This window comes from Pseudomonas sp. DE0157, from assembly GCF_007678615.1.
Lineage (GTDB): Bacteria > Pseudomonadota > Gammaproteobacteria > Pseudomonadales > Pseudomonadaceae > Aquipseudomonas > Aquipseudomonas parafulva_B.
Map to the genome: position 1 here is coordinate 76,315 of NZ_VEJN01000005.1, position 22,743 is coordinate 99,057.

At 61.7% G+C, this 22,743-nt stretch carries 24 protein-coding genes and 1 tRNA gene; 14 read left to right on the forward strand and 11 right to left on the reverse strand.

Annotation, left to right across the window (positions count from 1 at the left end; genetic code table 11):
- Nucleotides 1–228: 228 nt before the first annotated feature.
- A complete protein-coding gene (locus tag FS777_RS08515) occupies nucleotides 229–1,665 on the reverse strand; it encodes a M48 family metalloprotease (RefSeq protein WP_058604302.1) in 1,437 nt (478 codons plus the stop codon).
- A 121-nt stretch (nucleotides 1,666–1,786) separates the two neighbouring features.
- On the opposite strand from FS777_RS08515, the gene FS777_RS08520 reads away from it, so the two are divergent.
- Both FS777_RS08520 and FS777_RS08525 read left to right on the forward strand, forming a co-directional pair.
- Complete coding sequence (locus FS777_RS08520) at nucleotides 1,787–2,026, forward strand: sulfurtransferase TusA family protein (protein WP_058638494.1); 240 nt, start codon at nucleotides 1,787–1,789, stop codon at nucleotides 2,024–2,026.
- A gap of 18 nt (nucleotides 2,027–2,044) precedes the next feature.
- Nucleotides 2,045–3,115, forward strand: a complete 1,071-nt coding sequence (locus tag FS777_RS08525) for an AI-2E family transporter (protein ID WP_058638493.1) — start codon at nucleotides 2,045–2,047, stop codon at nucleotides 3,113–3,115.
- 42 nt (nucleotides 3,116–3,157) lie between these two features.
- Here the strand turns inward: FS777_RS08525 and FS777_RS08530 are convergent, their stop codons facing one another.
- Together FS777_RS08530 and FS777_RS08535 are read right to left on the reverse strand one after the other, a co-directional pair.
- Nucleotides 3,158–3,631, reverse strand: coding sequence for a peroxiredoxin (locus tag FS777_RS08530; RefSeq protein WP_058638492.1), 474 nt, complete (start codon nucleotides 3,629–3,631; stop codon nucleotides 3,158–3,160).
- Nucleotides 3,632–3,641: 10 nt separating this feature from the next.
- On the reverse strand, nucleotides 3,642–4,202 hold the full coding sequence (locus FS777_RS08535) for a glycine cleavage system protein R (RefSeq protein ID WP_023536329.1): 561 nt from the start codon (nucleotides 4,200–4,202) through the stop codon (nucleotides 3,642–3,644).
- 259 nt (nucleotides 4,203–4,461) lie between these two features.
- Here FS777_RS08535 and dapA point away from each other — a divergent pair, with 259 nt between their 5' ends.
- The 5 genes from dapA to FS777_RS08560 all read left to right on the forward strand — a co-directional run bounded on the left by dapA (nucleotide 4,462) and on the right by FS777_RS08560 (nucleotide 8,166).
- On the forward strand, nucleotides 4,462–5,349 hold the full coding sequence (gene dapA / locus FS777_RS08540; protein WP_058638491.1) for a 4-hydroxy-tetrahydrodipicolinate synthase: 888 nt from the start codon (nucleotides 4,462–4,464) through the stop codon (nucleotides 5,347–5,349).
- Between the two features lie 15 nt (nucleotides 5,350–5,364).
- Nucleotides 5,365–6,486: an outer membrane protein assembly factor BamC gene (bamC, locus tag FS777_RS08545; protein ID WP_145255003.1), complete on the forward strand. Its 1,122-nt coding sequence runs from the start codon at nucleotides 5,365–5,367 to the stop codon at nucleotides 6,484–6,486.
- Nucleotides 6,487–7,245 (forward strand): MBL fold metallo-hydrolase, encoded by a 759-nt coding sequence (locus tag FS777_RS08550; RefSeq protein ID WP_145255006.1) that lies wholly within the window; start codon nucleotides 6,487–6,489, stop codon nucleotides 7,243–7,245.
- A 29-nt stretch (nucleotides 7,246–7,274) separates the two neighbouring features.
- Complete coding sequence (purC, locus tag FS777_RS08555) at nucleotides 7,275–7,985, forward strand: phosphoribosylaminoimidazolesuccinocarboxamide synthase (protein WP_016498342.1); 711 nt, start codon at nucleotides 7,275–7,277, stop codon at nucleotides 7,983–7,985.
- Nucleotides 7,986–8,076: 91 nt separating this feature from the next.
- A tRNA-Ser gene (locus FS777_RS08560) sits at nucleotides 8,077–8,166 on the forward strand.
- Between the two features lie 330 nt (nucleotides 8,167–8,496).
- Here the strand turns inward: FS777_RS08560 and FS777_RS08565 are convergent.
- Entirely contained in the window at nucleotides 8,497–8,934 is a 438-nt protein-coding gene (locus FS777_RS08565) for a GNAT family N-acetyltransferase (RefSeq protein WP_058638488.1), read from the reverse strand.
- Between the two features lie 757 nt (nucleotides 8,935–9,691).
- Here FS777_RS08565 and FS777_RS08575 point away from each other — a divergent pair.
- The 3 genes from FS777_RS08575 to FS777_RS08585 are packed head-to-tail and all read left to right on the forward strand — an operon-like array spanning nucleotide 9,692 to nucleotide 13,648.
- Complete coding sequence (locus tag FS777_RS08575) at nucleotides 9,692–10,552, forward strand: SH3 domain-containing protein (RefSeq protein WP_145255009.1); 861 nt, start codon at nucleotides 9,692–9,694, stop codon at nucleotides 10,550–10,552.
- Nucleotides 10,553–10,560: 8 nt separating this feature from the next.
- The gene (locus FS777_RS08580) at nucleotides 10,561–12,423 is read left to right on the forward strand and encodes a hypothetical protein (RefSeq protein WP_145255012.1); all 1,863 of its coding nucleotides are present in this window, start codon (nucleotides 10,561–10,563) and stop codon (nucleotides 12,421–12,423) included.
- A 10-nt stretch (nucleotides 12,424–12,433) separates the two neighbouring features.
- Nucleotides 12,434–13,648 (forward strand): hypothetical protein, encoded by a 1,215-nt coding sequence (locus FS777_RS08585; RefSeq protein WP_145255015.1) that lies wholly within the window; start codon nucleotides 12,434–12,436, stop codon nucleotides 13,646–13,648.
- 154 nt (nucleotides 13,649–13,802) lie between these two features.
- On the opposite strand, the gene FS777_RS08590 is transcribed toward FS777_RS08585, so the two are convergent.
- Genes FS777_RS08590 through FS777_RS08610 form a run of 5 tightly spaced genes read right to left on the reverse strand, consistent with a single transcriptional unit; the run spans nucleotide 13,803 to nucleotide 16,502 of the window.
- Nucleotides 13,803–14,237, reverse strand: a complete 435-nt coding sequence (locus FS777_RS08590) for a hypothetical protein (RefSeq protein ID WP_100851046.1) — start codon at nucleotides 14,235–14,237, stop codon at nucleotides 13,803–13,805.
- Nucleotides 14,238–14,292: 55 nt separating this feature from the next.
- The gene (locus tag FS777_RS08595) at nucleotides 14,293–14,613 is read right to left on the reverse strand and encodes an AzlD domain-containing protein (RefSeq protein ID WP_023536306.1); all 321 of its coding nucleotides are present in this window, start codon (nucleotides 14,611–14,613) and stop codon (nucleotides 14,293–14,295) included.
- Nucleotides 14,592–15,293 (reverse strand): AzlC family ABC transporter permease, encoded by a 702-nt coding sequence (locus FS777_RS08600; protein WP_027914243.1) that lies wholly within the window; start codon nucleotides 15,291–15,293, stop codon nucleotides 14,592–14,594. The genes FS777_RS08595 and FS777_RS08600 overlap by 22 nt, the downstream gene beginning before the upstream one ends.
- A complete protein-coding gene (locus FS777_RS08605; RefSeq protein WP_145255018.1) occupies nucleotides 15,290–15,772 on the reverse strand; it encodes a GNAT family N-acetyltransferase in 483 nt (160 codons plus the stop codon). Before FS777_RS08605 ends, FS777_RS08600 begins: the two co-directional genes overlap by 4 nt.
- Nucleotides 15,756–16,502, reverse strand: a complete 747-nt coding sequence (locus FS777_RS08610; protein WP_058638484.1) for a 2OG-Fe dioxygenase family protein — start codon at nucleotides 16,500–16,502, stop codon at nucleotides 15,756–15,758. The genes FS777_RS08605 and FS777_RS08610 overlap by 17 nt, the downstream gene beginning before the upstream one ends.
- A gap of 195 nt (nucleotides 16,503–16,697) precedes the next feature.
- On the opposite strand from FS777_RS08610, the gene FS777_RS08615 reads away from it, so the two are divergent.
- Nucleotides 16,698–17,558 carry a LysR family transcriptional regulator gene (locus FS777_RS08615; protein ID WP_058605469.1) on the forward strand — a complete coding sequence of 287 codons (861 nt, stop codon included), beginning with the start codon at nucleotides 16,698–16,700 and terminating at the stop codon, nucleotides 17,556–17,558.
- Between the two features lie 239 nt (nucleotides 17,559–17,797).
- A complete protein-coding gene (gene mqo, locus FS777_RS08620) occupies nucleotides 17,798–19,438 on the forward strand; it encodes a malate dehydrogenase (quinone) (protein WP_145255021.1) in 1,641 nt (546 codons plus the stop codon).
- 165 nt (nucleotides 19,439–19,603) lie between these two features.
- Here mqo and FS777_RS08625 read toward each other — a convergent pair whose 3' ends face one another.
- Nucleotides 19,604–19,939, reverse strand: a complete 336-nt coding sequence (locus FS777_RS08625; protein WP_078478144.1) for a helix-turn-helix transcriptional regulator — start codon at nucleotides 19,937–19,939, stop codon at nucleotides 19,604–19,606.
- A gap of 48 nt (nucleotides 19,940–19,987) precedes the next feature.
- Here FS777_RS08625 and xenA point away from each other — a divergent pair, with 48 nt between their 5' ends.
- A complete protein-coding gene (gene xenA / locus FS777_RS08630) occupies nucleotides 19,988–21,079 on the forward strand; it encodes a xenobiotic reductase XenA (RefSeq protein ID WP_145255024.1) in 1,092 nt (363 codons plus the stop codon).
- Between the two features lie 9 nt (nucleotides 21,080–21,088).
- Here xenA and FS777_RS08635 read toward each other — a convergent pair whose 3' ends face one another.
- Nucleotides 21,089–21,976: a LysR family transcriptional regulator gene (locus tag FS777_RS08635; protein ID WP_145255027.1), complete on the reverse strand. Its 888-nt coding sequence runs from the start codon at nucleotides 21,974–21,976 to the stop codon at nucleotides 21,089–21,091.
- A gap of 141 nt (nucleotides 21,977–22,117) precedes the next feature.
- Between FS777_RS08635 and moaB the strand changes: the two genes are divergently transcribed.
- Nucleotides 22,118–22,633 carry a molybdenum cofactor biosynthesis protein B gene (moaB, locus tag FS777_RS08640; protein ID WP_078478147.1) on the forward strand — a complete coding sequence of 172 codons (516 nt, stop codon included), beginning with the start codon at nucleotides 22,118–22,120 and terminating at the stop codon, nucleotides 22,631–22,633.
- Nucleotides 22,634–22,743 lie beyond the last annotated feature (110 nt).

Below are 22,743 nucleotides of genomic sequence, written 5' to 3' on the forward strand. Positions count from 1 at the left end.
GCAGGTCCTGGTGCCATGCCCGAGGCAGATGACGCTCCTACATTGCGCCGAATCGGTGAGCTAGAGGATCTTGTGTGGGAGCGGCCTCGCGCCGCGATGGGCTGCGCAGCAGCCCTCAGGTGTCAGCCCCGCATCACAGGCCGGCGCGGCCGGTCCGGCGCCCCGGCGAGACCGCTCAGGCATGTTGTTCAACATTGGAAACGGTCCCGCCCCAGACCCTGAAACGCCTCAGCGCCCCATCATCTCCCGCACCATGCGCTGCTGCTCCAGCACCTCTCGCTGGCGTTGGTCGATCTGCGAGGCCAGCGGGAAATTCCCCCCGGCGCGGCGCTTGGCATAGTCGAGCTGCTGAATGGCCTGATCAAAGTCCCCCACCAAGGTGAAGTATTCCGCCCGCGCCCGGTGCAGGCCGATGGTATTGCCCGACAGCCCGCGCACCTCGGCCATGTCGTACCAGACGTCCGGATCATCCGGGCGGCTCTTGATCAGATCGTTCAACACCTTCTCCGCCTCGGCCGGCTTGTTCTGCTTGACCAGCAGGTCGGCGCGCACCTGCTTGAGCGGGTAATTGCCTGGGTACAGCCCCTGCATGCGCTCGGCCCGCTGCTGTGCATCGGCCAGGCGATTGTTGGTGATATCCAGGTCGATCTGCGCCAGGTTGTAGGTAATGTCGTTGGGCGCCTTGGCCAGCAGCGGCTTGAGCATCTCCCGTGCTTCGTTGAGCTGACCGCCCTTGATCTGCGCCAGCGCCAACCCATAACGCGCCGCATCGAGTTTGGGGTCTTCGTCGAGCTGGGCGCGAAAACGCTTGGCCGCTAGCCCCGGCGTACCTTCATACGTCAGCGCTACCCGGGCGCGGATCAGCTGATAGCGCAGGCTGTCTTCCACACCGCCTTTTGGCGCCTGCTCTGCCCGGTTACGGGTGTCGGCGATCCGCGACTCGGTTACCGGGTGCGTCAAAAGAAATTCCGGCGGCTTGGCGTCATAACGGTACTGACGCGCCAGGCGTTCGAACATGGTCGGCATGTTGCGCGGATCGTAGCCGGCCTTTTCCAGGTTCTGGATGCCGATGCGGTCGGCTTCCTGTTCGTTTTGCCGGGAGAACCTGCGCTGTTCCTGAATCGCCGCCGCCTGGGTGCCGGCAATCATGCCGATGCCGGCATCACCGGCGCCACCGGCCGCCAGCACGATACCGGTGAGCAACGCTGCCATCATCGGCAACTGCATGCGCTGCTGGGCCTCGATGCCCCGGGCAAAGTGCCGTTGGGACAAGTGCGCCAGTTCGTGCGCCAGCACCGACGCGTACTCGCCTTCGGTCTGCGCATTGAGGAACAACCCGCCGTTGACACCCACGATGCCGCCTGGCGCTGCAAACGCGTTGAGTTCGCGGCTGTCGATCAGGATGAACTCCAGGCGACGATCCTGCAGCTGGCTGGTTTCGGCCAGACGGTACACGCTGGTCTCCACGTAGTCCTTGAGCTGCGGGTCGTTGAGTTGGTTGACCTGGCCGCGCAGCAGGCTCAGCCAGGCGCGGCCAAGCTGATGTTCCTGCTGTGGCGAAACGATCGCCGAACTGGCGTCACCCAGCGACGGCAAGTCGTCAGCATGGCCAGGCAGGGCCATCAGGCAGGCCAGCGTCAGCAGGGTAGGGCGCAGTAGATTCATGCACGAAGCTCGCGTCGGTCAAAGATTGCTACTGTAGCGGGCTCACACGTTGGCGACCAGTGGCGCTATCCTAGGCGGCCGATCAGGCCGTAGGCCGGCATTGCCCTGGAGAGCCCCGTTGATGAGCACCCCCCTGACCTGTGACGCCGAACTCGATGCCAGCGGGCTGAACTGCCCGTTACCGCTGCTCAAGGCCAAGATGGCGCTCAATGGCCTGGCCAGTGGTGCCGTGCTCAAGATCATCGCGACCGACGCAGGTTCCCAACGCGACCTTCGCACCTTCGCTAAATTGGCCGGTCATAGCCTGTTGCACGAAACGGCCGAGGCCGGTACCTACACCTACTGGCTGCGCAAGGCCTGAGTCCTACAAGGATCGTTCATGTTCAAAGTGCTACGCGACTGGGTCCAGCGCTACTTCTCCGATGAAGAAGCGGTGGTGCTGGCGGTCTTGCTGTTTCTGGCGTTCACGGCGGTGCTCACGCTGGGCGGGATGCTGGCGCCAGTGTTGGCCGGCATGGTGCTGGCATTTCTCATGCAGGGGTTGGTCAACGCCCTGGAGCGTCTGCGAGTGCCTTCGAGACTGGCGGTCATGCTGGTATTTGCCCTGTTCATGGGCGCGCTGGCGGTGTTCATGCTGGTGCTGGTGCCGCTGCTGTGGCACCAGCTGATCACCCTGTTCAACGAGCTGCCGGGCATGCTTGGCAAATGGCAGTCACTGCTGCTCCTGCTGCCAGAGCGCTACCCGCACCTGGTGTCGGACGAGCAGGTGCTGCATGCCATCGAGTCGGTCCGTGGCGAGATCGGCAAGTTCGGGCAATGGGCCCTGACGTTCTCCCTGTCCAGCCTGCCGCTGCTGGTCAACGCCATGATCTACCTGGTACTGGTGCCGATCCTGGTGTTCTTCTTCCTCAAGGACCGCGAGCTGATCGGCCGCTGGGTCAGTGGCTACCTGCCGCGTCAGCGCACCTTGCTCAACCGTGTGGGCAGCGAGATGAACCGGCAGATCGCCAACTACATCCGGGGCAAGGGCATCGAAATTCTGATCTGTGGCATTGCCACCTACATCGCATTCATCGCCCTGGGCCTGAACTACGCCGCGTTGCTGGCACTGTTGGTTGGGCTATCGGTGGTCGTGCCCTATGTAGGGGCGGTGGTGGTGACCGTGCCGGTGACACTGATCGCGTTGTTTCAATGGGGATGGGGAGACCAGTTCATCTACCTGATGACGGTCTACGCGATCATCCAGGCGCTCGATGGCAACGTGCTGGTGCCGCTGCTGTTCTCCGAGGCCGTCAGCCTGCACCCGGTAGCGATCATCTGCGCGGTCTTGCTGTTCGGTGGGCTGTGGGGGTTCTGGGGCATCTTCTTCGCCATTCCGTTGGCGACCCTGATCAAGGCCGTGCTGGATGCCTGGCCGCGTCAGGAGCCCAGTGTATCGCCCTTGCTCTGACAGCCATAGGGCTGCGCCGATGACCGACGCAGCCTGATCCGATCAGGCCTCGTTAAGGGCCTGGGCCGCTGCCAGCACGGCATCCACATGGCCAGGCACTTTCACCCCCCGCCACGCTTGGCGCAACACGCCCTCCTTATCGATCAGGAAGGTGCTGCGATCCACGCCCAGGTATTCCTTGCCGTACAGTTTTTTCAGCTTGATCACATCGAACAGCTGGCACAGGGCCTCGTCCTTGTCGCTGATCAACTCGAACGGGAAACCCTGCTTGGCCTTGAAGTTCTCGTGGGACTTCATGCCGTCGCGCGAGACGCCAAGCACCACGGTATTGGCGGCTTCGAAGGCGCCATGTTGATCGCGAAAGCCTTGGCCTTGGGTGGTGCAGCCTGGCGTGCTGTCTTTGGGGTAGAAATACACCACCACCTGGCGGCCCTTGAGCGCGGACAGGCTGACCGTCTGCCCACTGGTGGCCTGGGCGGTGAAGTCGGGGACAGGTTGGTCGAGTGCAACGGCCATGGGAACCTCCTCAGACAGGGTTTTGTGGGCGCCAGGGCTCGATCAGGGCATCGAGGTTCAGCGCGTCGGCAAAATCCAGGAACTGGTCGCGCAGCCAACTGATCTGGGTGCCGGCCGGCAGGATCACCGTGAACTGGGCATTGAGCATGCTGCTGCCAGTCTGCGGTGCCAGGTAGGTGTCGCACGTCATGGCTTCGAGCTCGACACGGTGGTCAAGGAAGAACTGGCACAGCTCGTTGATGATGTCAGGCCGGTAGGCGGCGCTGACATAGGCCACGTAGGGCAGGGCCTGCGGGCGTACTTCCTGGTCGGCGCTGCGCACCACGTCAAGGGTCAGGCCGTGCTTCTTGCCAAGGCCGGGGAGCATGGCCTCAAGGCGCGCCAGGGCATCCCAGCTGCCGCCGACCTGCAAAACCAGTGCGCTGGTCTCGCCATGGCGGCTCAGGCGCGAGGTGACCACCGCGCAGCGGTTTTCGAAGGCAGCGCGGCTCAGTACATTGGCCAGCTCCATGGGGTTGGGCCCCAAGGCGCTGATGACGAGGAATTGTTCGCGGACAGTGGGGGTGGACATGCAGCATTCCTAAAGCGATGAGCGGTCGATGCAGGACGGGCGAAAGCCTCCTGTAGGCAGCGCTCGGCACTCGCAGGCGAGGGCCGGGGCGCTGGCCGGGAGCAGGGTCTACGGCCCGGCGGGCCGTGCTGCACCGATCAAAGCATCAAGGGTAGCGAAATAAGGCGCCGAGGGGAATGCTCCGCCCGCCTGCTTCGCTTGTGCAAGGCCGATGCCCCCAGTACCATTACCGCTCTCTTTTTCCGGCAGGAGCAGATACATGATTGCGGGCAGTATGGTGGCACTGGTCACTCCCATGGATGCACAAGGGCGTGTTGACTGGGGCAGCCTCGACAAACTTGTAGACTTCCACCTGGAAAACGGCACCCACGCCATCGTCGCCGTCGGCACCACCGGTGAGTCCGCCACGCTGGATGTCGAAGAGCACATCCTGGTCATCAAGCACGTGGTCGAGCGCGTCAAGCGCAGCAAGAGCCCGATCCCGGTCATCGCCGGCACCGGTGCCAACTCCACTGCCGAAGCCGTGCACCTGACCCAGAACGCCAAGAATGCCGGCGCCGATGCCTGCCTGCTGGTCGTGCCGTACTACAACAAGCCGACCCAGGAAGGCCTGTACCAGCACTTCAAGCACGTTGCCGAGTCGGTCGACATCCCGCAGATCCTGTACAACGTGCCAGGCCGCACCTCCTGCGACATGCAGGCCGAAACCGTCATCCGCCTCTCGACGGTGCCCAACATCATCGGCATCAAGGAAGCCACCGGTGACATGGCCCGCGCCAAGGCCATCCTCGAGGGCGTTGCCAGCGACTTCATCGTGCTGTCCGGTGACGATCCAACCGCCGTCGAGCTGATCCTGATGGGCGGCAAGGGCAACATCTCCGTCACGGCCAACGTCGCCCCGCGGCAAATGGCCGACCTGTGCGAGGCCGCCCTTGAGGGCAATGCCGAGAAGGCCCGCGCAATCAACGACACGCTCATGCCCCTGCACAAAGACCTGTTCTGCGAGTCCAACCCGATCCCCGTCAAATGGGCGCTGGTCGAGATGGGCCTGATGAAAAAAGGCATTCGCCTGCCACTGACCTGGCTTAGCGAAGGCTGCCACGACAAAGTCCGTACTGCCCTGCGCCAGTCCGGCGTACTGGTTTAAGAGGAAGTACCCTGCATGAAGCGACTGGCTGGCCTTTCTGCCCTTGCCCTGATCATCTCCAGCACCAGTGGGTGCGGCTGGCTGTGGGGCGAGGATGGTTATTTCCGCGACCGCGGCAGCGATTACCTGCAGGCGCACTCGACCGCGCCCATGCAGTTGCCTTCGGACGTCAGCGGCGTCAAGCGCCTCGACCCCCTGCTGCCCATCCCGCGCAATGTTGCCGACGACAACGTCAGCGGCGAGTACGAAGTGCCGCGCCCTCAGCCGCTGACCGGCGGTGCGGGCCAGGCGAACGACTACAGCCTGCAGCGCAGCGGCAGCAACCGTTGGGTACTGGCCCAGCACGCCCCGGCTGAAGTCTGGCCGGTGGCGCGTCAGTTCTTCGAGGACAACGGCTTCCGTATTGCTGAGGAGCGCCCGCAGACGGGCGAATTCAGCACCACCTGGCAGCGTTTCGACGAGCTCTCGGCCTCCCTTGGCCAGCGCCTGGCCAGCACTGCCAGCAGCAGCGACAGCGAAGTGCGCGTGCGTGTGCGCATGGAGCCCGGCGTGCAGCGCAACACCTCCGAGGTATACGTGGTCACCGTCGAGCGTCCGGCTGGCAGCAGCGCCGAACCTGACTTCCCGTCCAGCTCCACCAACACCGGCGCCGACGCCCTGCTGGTCGACGAGTTGCTCGCCAGCATGAACCGCAGCGCCGAGAAGGGCGGTTCGGTGTCGCTGCTGGCCGAACGTGATTTCGATGTGCCGAACCGCGTCAGCCTGAGCGAAGACGGCAGCGGCAACCCGGTCCTGAACGTTGGCGCCGACCTGGATCGCGCCTGGTCCAGTGTGGGCCGTGCCCTGGAGCAGGGTGGCCAGTGGCGGGTCGAGGACATCAACCGCAGCCTGGGCCTGTACTACATCAACCTGTCCGAAAAACCCGAGGACAAAGAGAACAAGCCTGGCTTCTTCGGTCGTGTGTTCGGCAGCGAGCCCACCAAGGAAGAGCGCGAAGCCCGTGCCGAGCGCTATCAGGTGCGCCTGAGCAAAGTGGGTGAGAACGTGCAGGTCACGGTCGAGAAGAACATCAACACCGTGGCTCCGGCCGATGTCGCTCGCCGTGTGCTGAGCGCCATTCAGGACCACCTGGGTTAAGTGCGCTTCGCCGTACTTGGAAGCGGTAGCCAGGGAAACGGCACGCTGATCGCCAGTGGTGATACCTACATCCTGGTCGATTGCGGCTTTTCCCTGCGCGAGACCGAGCGGCGCCTGGCGCTGCTCGGTGTGTCGGCAGCCCAGCTGAGCGCCGTGCTGGTCACCCACGAGCACGCCGACCACGTGCATGGGGTCGGCCTGCTGTCGCGGCGCTACAATGTACCGGTCTACCTGAGTCAGGGCACTTTGCGCGGGCTGCGAAAGCCGGTGGAAGTGGCCGGTTTCCTGGCTTGCGGCCAGCGCCTGAGCGTCGGCAGCCTGGAGGTTACGGCATCGCGCGTAGAGCACGATGCCCATGAACCGTTGCAATACGTGGTCAGCGACGGCACACGCCGTTTCGGCATGCTGACGGACCTGGGCTCGTACGACGCGCGGCTGCTGAACTGCTATCGCGACCTGGATGCGCTGTTGATCGAAGCGAATCATTGCCGCGACATGCTGGCGCGTGGTCACTACCCCTACTTTCTCAAGCAGCGGGTCGGCGGCATGCGCGGGCATTTGAACAACCACCAGGCCGCGAGCCTGGTACATGAGCTGGGCTGGAATACCCTGCAGTATCTGGTGCTGGCCCACCTCAGCAGCAAGAACAACCTGCCACACCTGGCCCGCCAGTGCTTTGTCGACACCCTTGGGTGCGACCCTGACTGGCTTGAGGTGGCAAATCAGGAACACGGGCTCGACTGGCGTGCCATCGCCTAGCCCACCCCTCACGCAAGCGGAGCCCAATCATGGAAAAACGCGACGAACTCTACCGCGGCAAGGCCAAATCGGTTTACAAGACCGATGACGCCGACCGCTTGATCCTGCTGTTTCGCAACGACACGTCGGCCTTCGACGGCAAGCGCATCGAGCAGCTGGACCGCAAGGGCACGGTGAACAACAAGTTCAACGCCTTCATCATGCAGAAGCTCGAAGAAGCCGGCGTGCCGACCCAGTTCGACAAACTGCTGGGCGACAACGAGTGCCTGGTCAAGAAGCTGGACATGATCCCGGTCGAATGCGTCGTGCGTAACTACGCAGCCGGCAGCCTGGTCAAGCGCTTGGGCGTGGAGGAGGGCATCAAGCTGGAGCCGTCCACCTTCGAGCTGTTCCTGAAAAATGACGAGAAGGGCGACCCCTTCATCAATGAATCCCACGTTGTCGCCTTCGGCTGGGGCACCGCCGAGCAACTGGTCGAAATGAAGAAGCTGTCGCTCAAGGTCAATGAGGTGCTGACCAAGCTGTTCGACGACGCCGGCCTGCTGCTGGTCGACTTCAAGCTGGAGTTCGGTGTCTTCCACGGCCAGATCGTGCTGGGCGACGAGTTCAGCCCCGACGGCTGCCGCCTATGGGACAAGGAAACCCGTAAGAAGATGGACAAGGACCGCTTCCGTCAGGGCCTGGGCGATGTGATCGAAGCCTACGAAGAAGTTGCCAAGCGTCTGGGCGTGCCGCTGTAAGGCGCCCGCACACGCAAGCGCCTGATACCACGCGGTTTTTTGAAAATAAAGGTTTGCGTTTTCAGAATTCGCTGGTATGATGCGCGGCATTGGAGAGATGCCGGAGTGGTCGAACGGGACGGATTCGAAATCCGTTGTACTGGCAACAGTACCTAGGGTTCAAATCCCTATCTCTCCGCCATACGCGAAGTAGTCAAAGCCCCCGAAAACGTTAGTTTTCGGGGGCTTTTTCATTGGTGCTCGAAAATATTGGTTTTTTTTTGGGGCAATAACTTCACCCTCCAGCACGCAGCAGGCCATTTTAGGACAATGTTTTTAGACCTCTAACCGGGCTAGGGCTTCCCGGTCTCATGGTATTTATCACTAGGGTGGTGGCGGTGCTGTTGAGAGCTTTTTTAAGGCTTGCGAGACGGGCTGTACAAGCAAGTCCAGTAGGCGTCTGTCGAACACAGCTTGCGTGATCAGGCGGATGCCCGCCCAGGTATGAGATCCAGGGCACCTTTATTGGTTGTTAGCTTCGAGACTTTTCAAAGCGAACATCACCCTCAGTCAAGTTCTTCACAGGCTGCCAGCCAAGGTGCCGATAGAAGCCACATGCACGGCTCGCTTGAGCTGTCTCTAACCAGATCGTTTGATGGTGTTGAAAGAGGAACGTCTCTGCTTGCTCCATGAGTCTGCGGCCCAGCCCGTTTCCCTCAAATCCGGGTAGAACGAAAGCGGCAAACACACACCCGTCCTCGACATCGGCCATAGAAAAACCTACAGGGGCGCCATTGACCTCGGCAATCCAAGCACAGGGGGCCTCTAAAATGGCCTGCCTTACCGTAATGGGGCTAATTCCCATTGCGGCTAGCTGCTCACGGGATAAGTGATTTTCGTGCACGCTGGTTCGAATATCAAAAATCGCATCAATATCCGCTAGGTTGGCGAGTCTGATTGAGTGGTTCATATTTGGTTTGAGCCTCTAAGCGGGCTTCCTTGAATTCATAGGATCCCTAAATTCCTCAGTCGGTATTCCTGTTCCCTGCACCGCTGGGTCAACCGAAGGATTGTGACAACTCATCGCTTCAACAGAGTCAGTCGGGCTGCTACAGCCTTGCTGTCAAACAAGAGGGTGGCAGCGATACGCGGGTTGACAGACCGAGGACTCCGGAGACTCAGCGCACACAAGGTGCCCTACGTACCACCGCCATAAGGGTTGCACGTGTGGGGAGAAGGGTCTGCCTGTCAAAGCCGGTCATTGATCTGCAACGACCCGCCGAGACTAGAAGGCGACCTGCTCCATCGCAACCGTTTGAGCAGCGGGGCAGTATGTTTCGGAAACGGCCTACAAGTAAGGGGATTAATCTGAGTTCGGAGACCCAAAAGTATCGATCAAAGCGATCCCCTGCCGCTCAACCCTCCGCAACATTTTGTCTTGATCTGCCATTCACCACCTGCGCTACAATGCCGGCCTCTGTTCGCCACTCACGCCCGGGCAACACGCCGTAATGACTACGCGCGCCGGGCGATGAACGCTTCCTGACATGGATTCGTTGGATGCTTTGCGCTTCGCTATACCTACCCATCACTGTTCGCTCATCCGTGGCGTCGCCTTCTGCGGCTGCCACTGGCGCCCCTCTGCAAACCCACCACACCACGCCCACGCTGCTGCCCGAAGGCTGCGGTTCACGGCTGTGCGTCCACTGGAAAATGGAGTGATCCACGTGCATAAGAAATTCATCGCCTCCCTCTTGGCCGTCGCCATCGCCTCGACCACCGCCTGCGCCCAGCTTGGCATCAGCAAGGAACAGGCCGGCACCGTGATCGGCGGCTTGGCGGGTGTTGCCATCGGTTCGACCATGGGCAGCGGCAACGGCAAACTGGCGGCCGCCTTGATCGCAGGCGGCATCGGTGCCTACGTGGGTAACCGCATCGGCAACATGCTCGATGAAAAAGACCAGCAGGCCTTAGCCCTGCGCACCCAGGAAGTGCTCAGCCAGCAACAGGCCACGGCCAGTGCACAGCCGGTGACCTGGAAGTCCGACCACTCCGGCGCCACCGCGCAGATCGTGACGGGCAAGACCTACACCAAGACCAAGCAGGTCGAGGTCAAGCGTGCGCCGAAGATCCAGGCCGTTCCGTCGATGAAGCTGATCAACGAACCCTACGTGACCACCAGCGATAACCTCAATGTGCGTGCGGCGCCCAACGCCAAGGGCGAAAAAGTCGGCAGCCTGAAGAACCACACCGAATTCACGGCCGTCGGTTCAACGGGCGACTGGGTGCTGGTGGGGCGCAAAGGCGTGACGGTCGGTTACGTGCACAAGGACTACGTCGAGCCCAAGGCACAGGCCGTGGCCAAGCGCGTCACCCCGGCGGTGAACCTGGATGAGCTGGACGTGGCGACCAGTAGCGAAACCAAAGGTTTCGACTTGGACACGCTGCAGAACCTGCCTACCCAGACCGTCGCTGCCGAAGCGGCTTGTCGCCCTGTGACGGTCAGCCTGAAGTCCAAGGAAGGCAAGACCGAACAGGAACAGAACACCTTCTGCAAACAGGCCAATGGCACCTGGGAACTGATTTGAGAACCTCCATGAAAAAGCACGCCCTTGCGCTCGCCGTGATCGGTGCTTGCGGTCTGGTACCGCAGGCTTTCGCCCACGAGCTGGCGTTTTCCAAAAAGGACAATATCAAGGTCGAAGTGCCCGGTGAGGCCGCGACCTGGTGCAAGCCTGAAGTCGAGCTGACCATCACCCGGCCTGCCTGGGACAACCCAGACATGCTTTCGGGCTTGCTGAACAAGTTGCCGTTCGTGTTCGCCAAGGACTGCTCCACGGCCAAGGTCAGTTGGAAAGCGGTCGATGACAAGGGCACGCTGTATGCCAGCGGCGCTGGCACTGCCAGCAACCTGGGCCTGATGAACCTGGCTGCTGCACCTGCCGCAGCCACGGCGCCAGCCCCCCAGCAGGCTCAAACGCCAGCGCCATCATCTGCGCCAGCGCCCGCAGAGGCATCCGCACCTGCCGCTACGCCTGCGCCTGTCGAGGCCCCAGCACCGGCCGTGGCGGCTGCCCCAGCGCCGGCCAACAAGCCAGAACCGTCCGCTGTCCCCACGCCAACCCCAACGCCCGCACCTGAACCGGCGGCAGCACCTGCCGTTGCGCCCAAGGTAGCCGGCGCAGCCGTCGCGGCCGCCCCCACCTCGGACTATGGCCGCTCAGTGGTACTGAAGAACAGCAAGCTGATGCAGATCACCGATGCGGCGGGCTGCAAGTGGGTGCTCAATAGCACCATCATCAGTGAGGGCGATACCCTCACGTTCGGCACCACGCCGGCCATGCCCTGTCCGGCTTCCGGCTTTGGTGCGGGCAATTTCGAAAAGATCAGCTGGAAAGCCGAAGGTACCTACCGCGGCAACGACTGGAATCGTATCTACGTCCACCCCAGTGCCTTGATGTTCAGCAAGCGTTACGAGGCGGCGGTCAAGGATAAGTCGGTTAGCTACCTCACGGCCGAAGCGGACCAGGTGGCGTTGCTGGTGGGCGAAATTCCCGACCGGAACATGAAGGTATACCTGGCGTTCTCCCGGCCTACCTACGGCGCTGTGGGGCCTTTCCTCGCCGACCCGTACTACGTCGCCGTAACCCCGGACGACGCCTTCGCCCTGGACCCGGTGAAGTACAAGGAGACTGCGCTGCAGGTTTTCGACCTGATCAAGAACGCATCGCCGAGCACCACCGACGTGGCAGACCTGCTCATCGTCAAGGACCTGTCGGCCATTTCCAACAGAATCTGGGGCAACGATGACCAGAAGATCGTGCGCAACCGCATCGGCATGAGCCGCCAGGGCTTGTACTTCGATGTGCGCAGCGGCGCCAACTGGGCGCAGCAGCGTGAGAAGCAGCGCGTGCGGGAAGCCCGCAATCGTCAGCAGCAGTTGGCCTGGGAACACACCCGTGTGCTTGAGCGTTACCAGCAATTGCAGGAGCGCATGGGGGAATTCAAGGGGCGTGAAACCGAGGCACTGGCGCAGATGGCCGGCATCAAGGTGCGTTACCCTTCGCCGCTGCAGCAGCAGGACCCTACGTCGTCGCAGAACGTAACGCCGATGATGGTGCATGTCACCGGCAAGAAGAGCGAGTTCTACACCCTCGACTACCCAGGCGAAGGGCGTCTGGTTGCCGAGCAGCAGTACCCCGAAGGCTGGTACGTGGCCCAGGTGGCCAACGCTACCCCTTACTACCCGCTCGAAGACGGTCGCGCCATCCCTACCTACCGCGCCTACAGCGTGGGCGAGCCGAAGGCCTGCGAGCAGGAGCGCTGCGCCGACCGCGTGTCCTATGGCGCCGTGCTGGCCAAGGAATTCCCCAATGCAGGCATCGACTCCAACTGGACGCCCGAAGTCTCCCAACAGTTTGTGAACGACTGGAACAACGCGTCGGCACAGGTCCAGTGAGGCATAACCCATGATCAAGCAGATGAACGCAAAGCAGAAGTTGATTGGCGGTGTGGCGGTCGTGGCGGTAGCGCTCGGCGTCACCTATGCCGTGGTTTCGAGCAGTGGCAAGAAGCAAGCCATGGCCTACTACGAAGACTTCAAGGAACGCTACTTCCTCGAAGACGTGCTATCTGAAGGCGACATTTCGTACTCGGCACTTTCCGGTAACCTGACAGTGGCCGACCCGGAGATCCGTGTGGCCGCCGTGCAGACCAACGGCGCGCAACAGTTCATGCGCAGCATGGCCGGCTTAGTGGCCTCGATGCGGGGCATGGACATGCAGGAGGGCCTGGGCAACTGGGCCGAGTACCAGATGAACGCACTCGAATCACGCTACGTGACCGGCGTTTTTCTAAAGGCTGATGCGTTAAAACTGTCGCACAGCGGTGACAGCAAGGACGGCGAAATCCATGTCCAGTTGCTGGGCATGCAGATGGCCGATCCGTATATCGCGGCCCAGGGCCAGGACATCGTCCGTGTCTGCGATGTGAGCGACGAAATCCAGCCGGGCGTCGAGCTGACGGCCAACGGGCGCGCGTCCCAGGCGAAGCTGCCTTGGGGTGTGAACCTGGCGGCGCGCCAGCCGGTCACGGGCGCTTTCCTGGTCAACAGCACGGGGCAATTCGGGACCAAGATCGATCTTGACCTCACGCTGCAGCGTTCAAGCGATGGCGAGGGCGTTATGACGTTCGTGGTCACTCACCGCAACGACGGTTCGAAGGTGGGCGAAATCGTGCGCAAGGCCACCTTGCAATCCATGCCCGAACTCGATGATGTGCAGGAACAGTTCAAGGCAGCCCTGGGCGGCCAGATCGTCGCCGCCTTCAGCCCGCCATCTGGCCTGGCCATGTTCAGCGGCGCAGTATCGGACTTGGCGCGCAAGGCCAAGGTGGAGCGCTATGAGGTCAGCTATAGCGGGTTCAAGCCCATGCGTACGGCATTCGAAGCCTTCCAGCACACCACGCCCAACGCCAAGTTTGCCGACTTCTGCCAAGAAGTAGGGCTTTCAACCTGGAGCAGCGATTTTGGCACCAAGGCCAAGCAGCACAGCGATTCGGAATGCGCCATTGCGCAGAAGCTGGCGGCCGGGGACGACTTCGAGGAAACCTACACCTTCAAGGAAGGCAAGAGCCTGTACGCCGCGTTGTTCGTGAGCAAGGCGTATGAGCTGGAGACGAACTAGGACGTTGTCGGGGCGGGCCTTGTGCAAACCGCAAGCATGCCGGGGCCGTTTCACGGCCCCATCGCGGCAGCCCCAGGATTGGAGCCTCGCCGCTAACATTGCCGAGACCGCGTTGCGGTCTATCGCGGCCGTTACCCCCCTGGGCGTCACTCATCTACCAAACCCGCTCATCCCCCACATCCTCAAGCACCTGCCCCAAATCCAGCTCAACAGACAATGCAATCAGACTCGCATTTCCATCCTCGCCCTCCGGCCATACCGTCACTTGGGTATCCGCTGCCAGCAGAAGCTGGTCGCCGCTTTTCATCATCTGCTGCGTGCCATCGGCCTTGATGACCCTCAAGCCACCGGCGGTTGCGAACAAAAGCAGGTCGTTGATGGTGCTCAGCCGGGCCGCAGCGCGCAGGTGTCGGTACTCCACGATCCAGCCGTCGGCCAGAAACGTCTTGCTCAGCTGGTAGTTCAGCGAGCATTCCAGCGACAGCTCACCCAGTGCCGCGATCACCTGCTCCTGTGGCAAGCCCTTGGGCATGAGGCGGGCAAACTCGCTCAGGTTTTCCAGTGTCACGTGTTTACGAGCAGGGCTCATGCCGGTGTCCTTGTAGATTCGATGCGCTCAGGCACAGGCGCAATTGAGGTCGACGTCACGCCACAAGCGTGATGGCGACGTGCGCGGCGATGCCTGCCGCCACGCTGAAAATCAAACTTCGGGTGAAGTAGGCCACGATCACCACCGGCACTGCGGCCAGCATGTCGGCGTTCACTGCCATCAGCGAGCCGTCCTTGGCCATCAGCAACGCAGGCACGGTGATACTGGCGATGATCGCCACAGGCAGGTACTCGATGACATCGTTGAACACCTTGGGCGTGCCCTGCATTCGGAACAGCAGGGGCGTGGCCCGGGTGAAGTAGGTGATGGCCATCATCAAGGCCACCGCGCCGATCAGGTATTTTTCTTCAGGCATAGGCCTACTCCACAGCCCACGGCCGTCGCCACGAACACATTCAAAGGGGAGGGGTATAGCGCGTTGAGTAGGCAGGTCGCGGCAATCACCACCAGGGCGACGATCAGCTTGGGCCGGCTGTTGCACAGCGACACGAGCACGAAGATCATCATGGCGGTCAGCGCGTAGTCCAGCTTGAACGCGGAGAAGCGGCTCAGCGCATCGGAGGCCACGGCGCCGAGCAGGGCGCCGGCAATCCAGCTGGCATGGCACCAGGTGTTGAACTGCAGCAGATAGCCAGGCGGGGTGTACTTGCCGGCTTGTAGCCGTTGGCTGTGCAAGGCGAACGATTCGTCGGTCAGGCCAAAGGCATACATCAGCTTTTGCGACCGGGAGATGCCCAGCCCATCGCTCTGCTTGGCCATGTACATGGCCATGAGCATGTGCCGCGAATTGATCAGCAGCGTCGACAACGCGATGGTCAGCAACGGCGCACCCGAGGTGATCAACGCCAGCGCCGCAAACTGCGCGGCGCCTGCGTAGACGAACACGCACATCGCCACCGGGAGCCACAAGGGCAGCCCGGCATTGATGCACATCACGCCAAACACGAAGCTCACCACGAAGTAGCCGGTAATTACCGGCAAGGCATCGACGAAGCTTTCCCTGCGCGAGACCGGGTGCAAGGCGAGGTCGGTCATAGATCGACCTCGCAGGTGATCTCGCCGCGCGTCTGGCTGAAGCCCTGCCGGTTCCAGAAGCGCACCGCCGACGCATTGTCCTGGTCGATGAACAGAAACACCCGGCGGATGCCATGCTGACGGAAGTCGTTGAGGATCGAGGTGGTCAGCGACGTGCCGATGCGGCTGTGGCGATAGTCTGGCGACACGGCCAGGTGGTTGATGGTACCGCGCGTACCCATCGACCCCCCGGCCACGGCACCGATGATCGCCCCGCTGTGGTTTTCCGCCAGGTAGCAGAACGTGTTGTCATGGCTCAACAGGCCCTTGAGCAGGTCCTCGTTTTGCCAGTCACAGAACGCAATCTCGTCGAACCGCTTAAGGAAATTGACCAGGCGCGAGGCATGAAACGGCGTGGCCTTCTTGATGGTCAGGCCGTTCATGCGGTCGGGCACGGCAACGCTGCGCGTTGCCTGCTCAAGGCTATTTGACAATGTCATGTTCGGTCCCCGGCCGGGAGAAGGAGATGGCGATGATCTGCCGATAGCCCATTTCCGATTCGCTGGGGTTGGTGGCCGGTGTCACGTAGTGCTGCAGCTCGCGGTCGAGGAAATACGTGGTGTCGAGAATTTCCTGGTAGGTGCCGGAGTCGATCACGTTCGACTGTTTGTCGTAGACCTTGCTGGTGGCGCCTTCGATGTTGTGACGGCCCCAGAAGTGCACGCCGCTGAAAGGGTAGCCGTCGCAATGGATGCCTTCGGGCGTGATTTCGATTTGCTCGCCGGGTTTGACCTCGATGCGGATCTGGTGAACCTGGCACTGCCAAGGCACGTTGTGCAGTTCTTCAGGCAGCACGGCCTTGTACACGTCGAAGTCCAGCTTGATCAGGGCGCGCAGCACCGGCGAGTTGAAGACATCGCTGGACACATCGTCGAAGTGGCGCCGCACGCCGCCCACATACTGGTTATGGGCCTCGGACTGTTCATAGGCACGGTGTTCGAGCTGCTGCAGCTCGCCGGTCGCCGGGTTGAAGTCGAAATCGCTGTAGCGGCGGTAGCGAGTACCCTTGTCGGCCTGGCCGTAGTACTTGTCTACGCCCATGGTTTCCCAGCTCTTGGAAAACGCCACGAAATGGCCAAAACCGCCGTTGAGTGCAAAGTCGTTGCCCAGCACGTTGACTGTCTTGTTCAGGCGCAGTGCGTCATCAACATTCCGTTTGAGTGTAAGCATTGGCATCTCTTCCCGTTGAAATCTGGGCGCCAATCTAGCAGGCGAAAAGATGGCAGAAACTTCACTTTTTTTTGTGGTGCCTCAACCGCCGCTTGTTGCCAGCCGACGTACCGAGCAGACAGCGGCGGCGGTTGTGCGTTATCCTTCCAGGCCTTGTTGCATGCGGGCTTGAGCACGTCTTGGGAGGGGTGTCGAATGGATATCAAGGTGCTGCGAAACATCGCCAATGTCGCGAGGACGGGGTCGATCACCGATGCCGCCGAGCAGGTCCACGTCACGGTGCAGGCACTGGCGGCGCAGTTGAAAAAGCTGGAGGACCATTGCGGCTTCAAGCTCTTTGACCGCACCAACAAAGGCGTGTCGTTGACGCAGGAAGGGGTCGGGATCCTGCCCCATGTGCTGGAGATCGTGCGCTGCTCCGAGCGCATGCAACTGAAAATCAAACAGCTGCGCGAGCGCCAGAGCCAGCCCTTGCGGGTCGCCCTGAACAGCACCCTGTCGATGGAAATCAACCAGCAGATCATGGCCGGTGTGGCCAGCAACCTGACCGGGTGCAGCCCCATCTTCAGCTGTTCCGAATCCCCCGACAACCTCACCAAGCTGGCCAAGGGCGAAGCCGACATGGTGGTGATCCTGGGCGACAGCATGCCCGAGGGGTTCTACTCGGTCTCGCTCAAGGGCCTGCGCATCGAGGTGGTGGCCTGCTCAGTCAGTGCCGACACCGTCCCTTCGGTGGTCATCAAGCCGTTGCCCGAATGCCCGTACGCTTCCATCTTCTCGCGCTTTGCCAATCACCAGGGCGGCGGGCTCGAGGCAGCTACCGTGTTCCATTCCGGCAGTGAGATCGTCAGCGTGTCGATGATCAAGAGCTTCGGCGGCATGGGCGTGCTGTCGCGGGCCGTGGCCGAGACGAACGACCTGCACATCTGGGAAGGGTATTCCGAATACCTCGATGTGTACCTGGTGATGAAAGAGCCATGGATCGTGGAGGAGGAGTTTCCTCAGTTCTACCCCAAGACAGCGCCCATGCACGCCTTCGAGTCGATCAATGCCTGAAGCGCCTTCAGCCTGAGACAACCTGTCGTCTTGCGCTCGGCCGCGCAATTTGTTTGTGCTGGCATTTCGGTTACAATCGGAAAAACGATTCAGTGATGTAGGTCAATGCGACAAAAGCCTGATTCGTTTTCCGGTTCTCTGGCTGCTGAACAATGATCAATAACAAGCCTGCGCTGAAGAACACGCGTTACCTGGGTCAGCCACAGGCCCACCTCCGTTCTCCTGACTGGAATTGATCAATGTTCAAGAAAGCTGGCAAGACCTTGCTGGGTCTGGCTGTCGCTGCAACTGTCATGCACGCACACGCCGCTGAAACCAAGAAAGTCGACGTACTGTTGGTCGGCGGCGGCATCATGAGCTCCACCCTGGCCGTCTGGCTGCACGAGCTGGAGCCGAGCTGGTCGATGGAGATGGTCGAGCGCCTCGACGGCGTGGCCGAAGAAAGCTCCAACGGCTGGAACAACGCCGGTACCGGTCACTCCGCACTGGCCGAGCTGAACTACACCCCCGAAGACAAAGACGGCAACATCAACATCTCCAAGGCCATCGAAATCAACGAAGCCTTCCAGATTTCCCGTCAGTTCTGGTCCTGGCAGGTACGCCAGGGCGTGTTGAAGAACCCGCGCGCGTTCATCAACACCACGCCGCACATGAGCTTCGTGTGGGGCGACGACAACATCAAGTTCCTGAAGAAGCGCTATGAAGCGCTGCAGGCAAGCCCGCTGTTCCGTCCGATGCAGTACTCCGAAGATCACGCGCAGATCGCCAAGTGGGTCCCGCTGATGATGGAAGGTCGTGACCCGGCCCAGAAGCTGGCTGTCACCTGGACGCCAATCGGCACCGATGTGAACTTCGGCGAAATCACCCGCCAGTTTGTCGGTCACCTGCAGACCCAAAAAGGCTTCGACCTGAAGCTGTCCAGCGAAGTGCAGGACATCAGCCGCAACAAGGACGGCTCCTGGCACGTCGAGTACAAGAACCTGAAGGACGGTAGCAAGTCGGCTACCGATGCCAAGTTCCTGTTCATCGGTGCTGGCGGTGGCGCGTTGAAGCTGCTGCAGAAGTCCGGCATTCCGGAAGCCAAGGAATATGCAGGCTTCCCTGTGGGTGGCTCGTTCCTGGTGACCGAGAACCCAACCATTGCCATGCAGCACATGGCCAAGGCCTACGGCATCGCTTCCACCGGTGCGCCGCCCATGTCGGTACCCCACCTGGACACCCGCGTGCTCGACGGCAAGCGTGTGATTCTGTTTGGCCCATTCGCGACCTTCTCGACCAAGTTCCTGAAGAACGGCTCGTACCTGGACCTGCTCAGCAGCACCACCACCCACAACCTGTGGCCAATGACCCGCGTGGGCATCGACCAGTACCCACTGGTGGAATACCTCGCAGGCCAGCTGATGCTGTCTGACGACGACCGTTTCGACGCCCTGCGCACCTACTTCCCGAATGCCAACAAGGAAGACTGGAAACTGTGGCAAGCCGGTCAGCGCGTGCAGATCATCAAGCGTGACGAAGAGAAGGGCGGCGTGCTGAAGCTGGGCACCGAAGTGGTGGCCTCTCAGGATCGCACCATTGCCGGTCTGCTGGGCGCCTCGCCAGGTGCATCGACTGCTGCGCCGATCATGCTGAACGTGCTGGAAACCGTGTTCAAGGAAAAGGTCGCTACGCCAGAGTGGCAGGCCAAGATCAAGGAAATCATCCCGAGCTACGGCACCAAGCTGAACGACTCGGCCGCTGCTACGCAGAAAGAGTGGAACTACACGGCCGAAGTGCTGCAGCTGGCCAAGCCGCCGGTCATCGACGAAAGCGTCGGCACCAGCGTCGTTGCGCCAAGCCAGCCGGTTGAAAGCAAGCCTGAGAACGACATGGCCCTGTAACTCACGGCCCTGACGTAATCGAAAGCCACGGGGGTGACCTCGTGGTTTTTTTTTGCGCGGTTAGACAGGCAGGGCTTGGCCAAGATCGCGCCCGCGCAGGCACTCGGCAGCCTTGATGGTGCGCGAGGCGATCGCTTGGGGAAACCTGGGCAGGGCGCAGGTCACTCAGGCCTGCCGCAAAATGCAGTCCAGCAACCCCGGGAAACGCTCGTCGAGCATTTTGCTGCGCAGTGAGTTCATGTGCGTGGTGCCCACGTTGCGGGTGTGTACCAGCCCGGCGTCCCTCAACACACGAAAATGGTGGGACATGCTCGACTTGGGCCGCCCTCCGTCCAGCTCGCCGCAGCTGGCCTCGGTCACCCCGGCAAGATGGCGGACGATGCCCAGGCGCACTGGGTCGCTCAAGGCGTACAGCACGCGTTCGAGAATTAGATCATCAGGATTGGGATGTTTGTAGGCTCGCATGGTCTGCATGATACCGGGGCTTTTCATTATTGCCATAGTTCGATTATGATCGAACTACAGTATTCAATGATCCTGGAGTGTTCCATGGCAGCCCTGTTCGAACCCTATACCCTCAAAGACGTCACCCTGCGCAACCGCATCGCCATCCCGCCGATGTGCCAATACCGCGCTGAAGACGGCATGATCAACGACTGGCACCACGTGCACCTGGCTGGCATGGCCCGGGGCGGTGCCGGTCTATTGGTAGTCGAGGCCACGGCAGTATCGCCCGAAGGCCGCATTACCCCAGGCTGCGCCGGTATCTGGAGCGATGCCCACGCCCAGGCGTTCGTGCCTGTGGTGCAGGCGATCAAGGCGGCGGGCTCCGTGCCAGGCATCCAGATCGCCCACGCCGGACGCAAGGCCAGCGCCAACCGCCCATGGGAAGGCGATGATCACATCGCGGTCGATGATCCACGCGGCTGGGAAACCATCGCCCCGTCGGCCATCGCCTTCGGTGCCAACCTGCCCAAGGTGCCGCGCGCCATGACCCTGGACGACATCGCTCGGGTCAAGCAGGACTTCGTCGATGCAGCGCGCCGCGCGCGCGACGCCGGCTTTGAGTGGATCGAGCTGCACTTTGCTCATGGTTACCTGGGCCAGAGCTTCTTCTCCGAGCACTCCAACCAGCGCACCGATGCCTACGGTGGCAGCTTCGAGAACCGCAGTCGGTTCCTGCTCGAAACCCTGGCAGCGGTACGCGAAGTGTGGCCTGAGCACCTGCCGTTGACCGCTCGCTTCGGGGTGCTGGAATACGATGGTCGTGACGAGCAAACCCTGGAAGAGTCGATCGAGCTGGCGCGCCGCTTCAAGGCGGGCGGCCTGGACCTGCTCAGCGTAAGCGTGGGCTTCACCATCCCCGACACCAACATTCCATGGGGCCCAGCCTTCATGGGCCCGATTGCCGAACGCGTGCGCCGCGAAGCGGGTATCCCCGTCACCTCGGCATGGGGCTTTGGCAAACCGCAATTGGCAGAAGCGGCCGTACGTGCCGAACAACTGGACCTGGTCTCGGTCGGGCGTGCGCATCTGGCTGACCCGCACTGGGCTTATTTCGCGGCCAAGGAGCTGGGGGTGGAGAAAGCTGCATGGACCTTGCCAGCGCCCTATGCACACTGGCTTGAACGGTATCGCTAAGGGTCGCGGTCAGGGCGTTTGAAGTGCCTCCTGCGCCTCGGCGAAGCACTGCTCGGCAATCGCCGAGCGGGGCTCGCTGCGGCGCAATAACAGGCCCACCGGGCTGTGGATGGCAGCATCGGTGACCGGCACGATGCGCAGGTGCTCGCTAAGGCCTTCCAGGCCGCACCCCAGCGGCATGATGGCGCAGCACAGGCCAGTGGTGATGGCCTGGATCAGCTGGAAGCTGGAGTCGCTTTCCAGTACAGCATTCGGTTCCAGGCCGCGGCTACGGAAGCTCAAGTCCAGCGACTGCCGGTAATGCATGCCCTTGCTCAACAGGCCCAGCGGAGTATCGCCCAGTTGGTCCCAGCGCAGGCTTTGGACCTCGAACTGAAAATGCCGGGTATCGTGCAGCAGGCCCATGGTAGTGGTACCCAGCTCGATGACGTCGAAAAACTGCGTGTTGACCTGGTCCAGGTAGCAGATGCCCAAGTCCAGTTGATTACGGCTCAGACCGTCGATCACCTGCTCGGAGCTTAGGGAACTGAGTTCGAAGTGCAGGCCCGGGTACTTGGCCCGCAACGGCAACAGCAGTTGCATCGGGTTGAAACTGGCCAGCGGCACCGTGCCCAGGCGCAGGCTCCCGACCACCTGACCGCGGCAATGGGCAGCTTCGGCGTGCAAACCGTCATGGGCGGCCAGCAGGGTCCGCGCCCAGGCCAGAATGCGTTCGCCCGCCTCGGTGAACCCTTCGAACCGCTGACCGCGCTTGACCAGCACCAGGTCCAGTTCGTCTTCCAGGTTACGCAGGCGCATGGACAGCGTGGGCTGGGTGATGTGGCACAACGCAGCCGCCTGGCCAAAATGGCGAGTCTGGTCCAGGGCGATGAGAAACTTCAGTTGCTTGATATCCATGCCTGCGCCTGCTAAAGGGTTACGCCGACAGTAACGTACCGTGGCGATAGATGCCATCGATCGAGCCGTTTGCGCTATCGATTGGACGCTGGCAGCGCCTGTTACTAGCGTGGCCGTAACCCCACTGCAAGGAGCTGTGCTGTGCGTGTTCAACCCAATGCGGTTTTCGTGCCGCTCAACATCGCTGTCTTGACCGTCAGCGATACCCGCACTGTCGAGAACGACACATCAGGTGCACTGCTGGCGGATCGCTTGGTGCAGGTGGGGCACCGCCTGATTGCACGGGTTCTGCTCAAGGATGACGTCTACAAGATACGCGCCCAGGTGGCGACCTGGATTGCCGACGAGCAGGTGCAGGCAGTGTTGATCACCGGTGGAACAGGCTTTAGTGGCAGGGACAGCACCCCGGAGGCGGTCGAATGCCTGCTCGAACGGCGCGTGGACGGGTTCGGCGAGTTGTTCCGTGCGCTGTCCATTCTGGATGTCGGCGCCTCGACCGTGCACAGCCGCGCCTTGGCAGGGCTGAGCAATCGCACGCTGGTCTGTTGTCTGTCAGGTTATACCGGGGCCTGTCGTACTGCCTGGGAAGGCATTCTTGCCGAACAGCTCGACGCCCGGCATCGGCCTTGCAATTTCGTCAAGCATTTGCGGGTTTAGCAGAGCGTCGTGCCTATCAAGGCTCTCCGGCCCAGCAGCATCCACCGGCCGCTAAGCGGCTTTGCCGGGGCGCCGAACTGGCTGCGCGCTAGCCCCGATTGCTCGCAGCC